This is a genomic window from Natrinema soli, from assembly GCF_028618695.1.
In genome coordinates this window covers 1-6,140 of sequence record NZ_JAQIVI010000576.1, presented here as the reverse complement: position 1 = coordinate 6,140, position 6,140 = coordinate 1, and the positions used below count along the sequence as shown (strand labels likewise).

The 6,140-nt window shown below is 66.5% G+C and carries 6 protein-coding genes and 1 pseudogene; 1 reads left to right on the top strand and 6 read right to left on the bottom strand.

The genetic code is table 11. The features are described from left to right. Window positions 1-190: pseudogene (locus PGX04_RS26865) on the bottom strand (hypothetical protein); the annotation flags it as partial. A gap of 285 nt (window positions 191-475) precedes the next feature. Further along, a complete protein-coding gene (locus tag PGX04_RS26860; RefSeq protein WP_273741286.1) occupies window positions 476-1,048 on the bottom strand; it encodes a SprT family zinc-dependent metalloprotease in 573 nt (190 codons plus the stop codon). A 180-nt stretch (window positions 1,049-1,228) separates the two neighbouring features. Between PGX04_RS26860 and PGX04_RS26855 the strand changes: the two genes are divergently transcribed. Beyond that, complete coding sequence (locus PGX04_RS26855; RefSeq protein WP_273741285.1) at window positions 1,229-2,191, top strand: cation diffusion facilitator family transporter; 963 nt, start codon at window positions 1,229-1,231, stop codon at window positions 2,189-2,191. A gap of 126 nt (window positions 2,192-2,317) precedes the next feature. Here PGX04_RS26855 and PGX04_RS26850 read toward each other — a convergent pair whose 3' ends face one another. From PGX04_RS26850 to PGX04_RS26835, 4 genes are all read right to left on the bottom strand, one after another. Next, window positions 2,318-3,112, bottom strand: coding sequence for a 2-amino-3,7-dideoxy-D-threo-hept-6-ulosonate synthase (locus tag PGX04_RS26850; RefSeq protein WP_273741284.1), 795 nt, complete (start codon window positions 3,110-3,112; stop codon window positions 2,318-2,320). A 24-nt stretch (window positions 3,113-3,136) separates the two neighbouring features. Further along, entirely contained in the window at window positions 3,137-4,036 is a 900-nt protein-coding gene (gene trpA, locus PGX04_RS26845) for a tryptophan synthase subunit alpha (RefSeq protein ID WP_273741287.1), read from the bottom strand. 107 nt (window positions 4,037-4,143) lie between these two features. Further along, window positions 4,144-5,412 (bottom strand): tryptophan synthase subunit beta, encoded by a 1,269-nt coding sequence (trpB, locus tag PGX04_RS26840; protein WP_273741283.1) that lies wholly within the window; start codon window positions 5,410-5,412, stop codon window positions 4,144-4,146. A 25-nt stretch (window positions 5,413-5,437) separates the two neighbouring features. Further along, on the bottom strand, window positions 5,438-6,140 hold a 703-nt coding region (locus tag PGX04_RS26835; RefSeq protein WP_273741282.1), incomplete at its 5' end, for an indole-3-glycerol-phosphate synthase.

Below are 6,140 nucleotides of genomic sequence, written 5' to 3'. Positions count from 1 at the left end.
CGCTCGCATCCGCCAGCGGCGGCGCGTCCGCTTCGGCCGCGAGCAACTCGGCGAACGCCGCCACCTCCTCGCGACGGACCGCGACGGGGTAGACGAAGTCGTGCGTCTCCTTCGGGAGCGCGTAGGACTTACCCTCGACGCCCTGTTCGCCGGGATCGGTCTTGCCCAGCATCAACTCGAGTATTCCCATACCCGAAACAGGTAGAGTGAGGCGAATAAGTGTTCCGCGGTCGACTAGGTGTCGTTGGAAGCGGCCACCCTATCTCGTTACAGACCGATACTATCCTGAAAGCCCCTTCCGCGCTCAACTCCCAGGACTCGCTGTGCTCCTCAGTCACTCGCTACGCTCGTTCCTTCCGGTGCTTGCGTCGCCCGGGTTCGCTGACCGCGAAAGCCCCGTTCATTCCCACCCCGCTGTGGGTAGCTACGGATGCTGTCGCATAATTCAGGTCCGAAATAGGTGCATCCCGTCTCGTTACCAGTCGTCGCCGAGCGCCGCTTTCGCCCCGCCGTAGCCGCTCGCGGTCGTCCACGTTCGACCGCTGGCCGCGTGTTCGACCTCGAGGGCCCCGCTGCAGGCACCACAGCGATACTGATCGGGCGACTTCACCGGCTTCGAGGCGCGGTGGCGCTTCGCTCGCCAGTCGCAGTCGGCCGTGAGACACTGGAGGACGTAGCGGGGCTCGGTGAACGCCTCGCAGTAGCGCGGGGCCTCGAGCGCCGCCGCCCGCTCGCGAAACCGCGATCCGTGTCCGGACTCGCCGAATTCCTGGAACTCCCACGCGTGGACGAGTTCGTGGCGGACGATCTCGGCGAACGCGGACCACTCGTACGCCTCGTAGGCCTTCCGAGCGAGGACGATCGTCGCCACCTCGCGGTCGGCGTACCAGCGACACGCCCCCGCCCGGCGGCGCGCTCGCGTCGACACCTCCCACTCGAGGGCCCCGAGGTCGACCGCCAGTTCGTACTCGTCGACGACCTCGCGGGCGTGAATCCGCGCTCGCGCGACGATCTCGTCCGCGAGCGTGTACGCTTCGCCGTCGGTCACGGACTCGAGAAGGAAGACCGCCGCCGAAATTCTTCCGATTAGGGAGGAGTGTGTGCTGAACCGCGAGACGCTGGGCGGAGAGTTAACAACTTGTTCCAATATTTTTGTTATGATTAGCATAGAAAACGCCGTTTAATAGCAGCCGAATTAATAAGACAGAACCACTGAGTTCGAACGACGATGAGTCACAACGAGTCGGCGCACAACCACGACGACTCACACGACGGCCACAGCCACGACGACTCGCACGGCGGCCATAGCCACGGCGGCGGGTCGACGAGCAGCCGCAAGCTCGCCGCCGTCTCGCTGATCAACGTCGTCGGCTTCGTCGTCGAGTTCGCGGGTGGGCTGGCCTTCGGCTCGGTCGCGCTCATCAGCGACGCCGTCCACATGCTGTTCGACGCCCTCGCGTACGTGATGGCCTTCGCCGCCGCCCACGTCGCCGAACACTACGGCGAGGGCGACCGCTGGTCGTACGGCCTCCACCGCCTCGAGCCGTTCGCCGCCTTCCTGAACGGGCTGCTCCTCCTGCCGATGGTCGGCTACATCCTGTGGGAGTCCTATCAGCGGTTCCTCGAGCCCGTCGCCATCGGTGCCGGCCCGACGATCGCCATCGCGGTCGGCGGGCTGCTGGTCAATATCGGCTCGGTCTACGTCCTCCACGGCGACGCGATGAGCCTCAACGAGAAGGGCGCGTTCTACCACCTGCTGGGCGACGCCGGCGGCTCGGTCGCCGTTATCGTCTCCGTCGTCGCTATCGAGCTGACTGACATCACCGTCATCGACCCGATCACCGCGGCGCTCATCGCGGCCGTGGTCGCCTGGTCGGCGATCACCGTACTGCGCGGCAGCGGCGAGATCTTCTTCCTCAAGGCGCCCCTCGAGAGCGACGACATTCGAGCGCACCTCTGCGAGATAGAGGGCGTCGATCGCGTCGACGACTTCCACGCCTGGCAGATCTGCAGCCAGATAACGGTCGCGACGGTCCACGTCGAAACGGACGTCGAACTGATGGCGGACGCCGAGGCGGTCGTCGGCCGCGTTCACGACGAACTCGCCCGTCACGGCGTCGATCACGCCACCGTCGAGCTATCGCCCCGCTACGCCGACCGCGACGTCCATCTCGATACGCACTGTCACTGAGCGACGAGGACACTCGAGAACGACGGACGGCCGTCTGGTGGGCGAGAGCGGAAGTGGACGTCTGCGTCCGAGAGTGAGAGCAGGAGTGACAGCGAGAGCGGAAGTGAAACGCGAACCGGCAGCGATTCAGATTTCCAGCGCCAGCCCCGATTCGGCGAGGGCCTCGTCGGTCGAGAGATCGTCGTGGACGACGCCGGCGACCGCTCGAGCGATCGCCTCGGGATCCTCGTGCTGGAAGATCGACCGACCCATGGAGATGCCGGCGCCGCCGGCGTCCATCACGCCGCGGACCATCTCGATCGTCTGGCGGTCGGTGCCCCTCGAGCCGCCGGCGATGACCACCGGAAGCCGGGTCGACTCGACGACGTGCTGGAAGCTCTCGGCGTCGCCACTGTAGCCCGTTTTGACGATATCTGCACCCAATTCTTCGGCGAGGCGGACTGCGTGGCCCAGCGCTTCGGGGTCCTCGGGATCGACGCCGGGGCCGCGAGCGTAGGCCATCGCGAGGACGGGCATACCGAAGCGCTCGGCCGTCTCGGTGACTTCTGAGAGCTGGGTAAGCTGGTCGGGTTCGTGGTCGGAGCCGACGTTGATGTGGAAGGAGACGGCGTCGGCACCGACTCGGATCGCTTCTTCGACGGTGCCCGTCATGCGCTTGTCTTCCTCGTCGGGTCCGATCGTCGTCGAGCCGTTGAGGTGGACGATGTAGCCCCGTCCGTTCTTGTTGTCGTGGACGCGCGGTGCGATCCCCTTCTGCGTGAGTACGGCGTCCGCCCCGCCGCTGGTCACGCCGTCGATGGTCGATTCGATGTCTTTCAGTCCCTGGACGGCACCCATCGTGATGCCGTGGTCCATCGGGACGATCACATACGATCCGTCTGTGCCGATTCGCTCGAGTCGTGCGTCAATTCCGGTGGTCATTGCGGGAGTGTAGCAAGCTTGTAGTTATGGGTGTTCTGTTTCCGGTGGATCTTCCGCCGCGTCGGCCGCGGCGTCAGTCGCGCCGCGGCGCGCACCGCGTTTGAGTTCGCGGGCTTTCGCCTCGAGTGCGTCGACCGCCTCTTCAGACGTCTCGCTCGAGGCTAGTATGTCGACTAAGGCGCTGCCGACGATGACGCCGTCCGCGCCCGCCTCGACGATTTCGGCGGCGTGGTCGCCCTCGCTGACGCCGAAGCCGACGGCCTTGGGCACGTCATACTCGGCGAGGCGCGCGAGGCTGTCGTGGGTCGCACTCGAGACGTTTGCGCGCGCGCCGGTCGTCCCGAGCCGGGCCTGAACGTACGCGAATCCCGAGACCTGCGACATGATGGTATCGAGGCGCTCGCCCTCGGTCGTCGGCGCGATGATGAAGACCAGATCGAGTCCGTTGTCGTCGCAGGCCTCGCGCAGCGGGTCGGCCTCCTCGGCGGGGAGGTCAGGGACGATGATCCCCGAGAGGCCCGCTTCGGCGGCCCGCTCCACGAACGGCCGCACGGCAGGCTCGTCTCCGAATTGGAGGATCATATTATAGTACGTCATCACCAGCAGCGGTGCCTCCGTCTCGAGTTCGTCGACCAGTTCGAAGAAGCCAGCGGGGGTCGTGCCGGCCTCGAGCGCGCGGTTGATCGCGGCCTGGATCGTCGGCCCTTCCGCGATCGGCTCCGAAAAGGGGAGGCCGAGTTCGATCAGGTCCGACCCGCCGCGGTCGAGCGCCTCGACGGACGCCTTGGTGTCCTCGAGCGACGGATCGCCCGCGGTGATGTAGGTGATCAGTGCTGGGTGGTCCTCGCGGATGGCGGCTTCGACGTCACTGTCGTACTCAGCCGAGGTGTCAGTGTCGCTCGCGGGTCGCTGCTCACGGTTCACTTCGTTCTCCGTTCGCTTCTCGAGGTGCTCCCGCTTGTCGCACCTCGTAGCCGCTCCCCGCTCGTCGTTCCGAGGATCTCCTCCCTCCGGTTGTCGATCCTCGTCGCTCACTGGTCAAACACCTCCACGTCCGGCGCGGCCTCGAGATCGCGTTTCTCGGTCTCCTCGAGCACGGTTTCGAGATCCTTGTCGCCGCGGCCGGAGACGTTGACGACGACGATGTCGCCCAACTCGTCGGTGTGTTTCTCCAAATATCCGAGCGCGTGACTCGACTCGAGGGCCGGAATGATCCCCTCGAGCCGCGAGAGCCGGTGGAAGCCGTTGAGCGCGTCCTCGTCGTCGACGCTCGCGGGCGTCACCCGGCCCGTCTCGACGAGATGCGAGAGCTCGGGACCGACGCCGGCGTAGTCCAGTCCCGCGCTGACGCTGTGGGACTCCATGATCTGGCCGTCGCCGCTCTGGAGGAGCTTCGTCATCGCGCCGTGGAGGACGCCGTCGGTGCCCGTCGAGAGCGTCGCGGAGTTGGGCGCGACGCCGTCGTCCTCGTCGATCTCGAGGCTCGAACCGCCGGCCTCGACGGCGTAGAGGTCGACGGCGTCGTCTGGCACAAAGGCGTGGAAGACCCCCATCGTGTTCGAGCCGCCGCCGGCGCAGGCGACGACGCTGTCGGGGAGTCGCCCGGCCTTCTCCTGAATCTGTTTCCGAGCCTCGTCGCCGATCACTGCCTGAAAGTCCCGGACCATCTGCGGGAACGGGTGCGGGCCGACGACCGACCCGATCACGTAGTGGGTCCGCTCGACGGTGGTCGCCCAGTCTCGCATCGTCTCGTTGATCGCCTCCTTCAGGGTCCCGCTGCCGGCCTCGACCGGATTCACCTCGGCCCCGTTCATCCGCATCCGGTAGACGTTGGGCCGCTGGCGATTGACGTCCGTCCGACCCATGTAGATCTCGCAGGGCATGTCGAGGTGGGCCGCCGCCATCGCCGTCGCGGTGCCGTGTTGGCCCGCGCCGGTCTCGGCGATGATCCGCTCTTTGCCCATGTACTTGGCCAGCAGCACCTGTCCGAGCGCATTATTGAGTTTGTGCGCGCCGCCGTGGACGAGGTCCTCGCGTTTGAGGTAAATCTCGCGATCGTAGCGCTCGCTCAGCCGATCCGCGCGCTGGAGCGGCGTCGGCCGGCCGCCGAAATCGCGCATCCGCTCGCGGAACTCGTCCATGAAGCCGTCCTCGTTCTCGAGGACGTATCGCTCGTAGGCGTCCTCGAGTTCCTGGAGGGCCGGCATCAGCGCCTCGGGGACGTACTGGCCGCCGTAGTCGCCGAACGTGCCGGTGCGTCCGGGTTCACTCTCACCGTCGTGTTCGCGTTCCGTGCTCATGTGTGGGTGTCTCCGTCGTGCTCGCTCATGTCTGGTCCGTCTCCGTCCTCGAGTCCGTTGACGCCGTCGTCTCCGCTGATTCCGCCCGCGTGAGTCGTCGCGTGTTCTCCGTCACGTCGCTGTCGCCCGCGCCGTGGTCCATGATGGCGCTGCCGACCAGCAACGCGTCGGCTCCCGCCTCGCGCATCCGACGAACGTCCGCCGGCGACGACACGCCGCTCTCGTCGATCAGCGTCACGTCGTCCGGCACGTGGGGCGCGACCGACTCGAAGGTTTCGAGGTCGACCTCGAGCTTCGCCAGATCACGGTTGTTGACGCCGATGATTTCGGCCCCCGCCTCGAGTGCGGTCTCGAGTTCCGCGCGGTCGTGGACCTCCACGAGGGGTTGAAAACCGCGCTCGCGGGCTGCGGCGACGAGCCCCTCGAGATCGTCGATAAATCTGACGATCAACAACAACAGATCCGCCTCAACGACGTCCATTCCGTCCTCGTCGAGGACGAAGTCCTTGCGCAGGACGGGAACATTGACGGCCGCTCGAATACGGGTCAGCGCCTCGGGCGAGCCGCCGAAGTGAGTCGGTTCCGTGAGGACGGAGATCGCCGCCGCGCCGCCCTCGACCATCGCTTCGGCCAACTCGACGGGGTCGTCGGCTCGAGTCCCCTCGGCCGTCGGACTCGTCGGTTTCACCTCCGCGATCACCGGGACTCGCCCGTCCGCCTCCGCTCGC